Source organism: Mediterranea sp. An20 (assembly GCF_002160055.1).
GTDB lineage: Bacteria > Bacteroidota > Bacteroidia > Bacteroidales > Bacteroidaceae > Bacteroides > Bacteroides avicola.
Map to the genome: position 1 here is coordinate 1 of NZ_NFJV01000088.1, position 512 is coordinate 512.

Here is a 512-nt window from a genome sequence, read left to right on the forward strand (position 1 = left end):
AGAAAGAAATAGGTATGCACCTTCCTTGCCGCTATCTTTTTGAATACCGAGCCATTGGTGTATTCCGGGTCGAACACCGCTATATCCCCGAAAGGGATGTTGGAGATGGCAAGGTCAAAATGGTTCAGAAACGGCTTTTCTATCTTCTCGAAGCCTTCCGTGCGTATCTTCTGTTGCGGGTACAGGTGTCCGAGCATCTTGCCCGTCAGCAGGTCTTTCTCGAAAGCCATGACCTCCGCCTGCGGGTTGTCCGACAGTACCGGGGCGATGAATACCCCCATGCCCGCCGACGGCTCCAGCACGAGCTTCGGGCGCACCTTCTTGTCGTGGAGCACGTCCGCTATGGTGTCCGTGATGGCTTTCGGCGTGTAGAACGCCGTCAGCACCGAGGCCTTCAGCGAGTCCACATACCGCTTGTACTCCGTTTCGTCCCGGCTGTTCTCACGGATGATACGGTGCAGCTCCACCGTCGGGGCGAACAGTTCGAGGTCGGATTTCGCCCAATGCACGGC

General features: G+C 57.0%; 1 pseudogene. It reads right to left on the reverse strand.

Annotation, left to right across the window (positions count from 1 at the left end):
- Window positions 1-512 (reverse strand): annotated as a pseudogene (locus B5F34_RS17240) (DNA methylase); the annotation flags it as partial.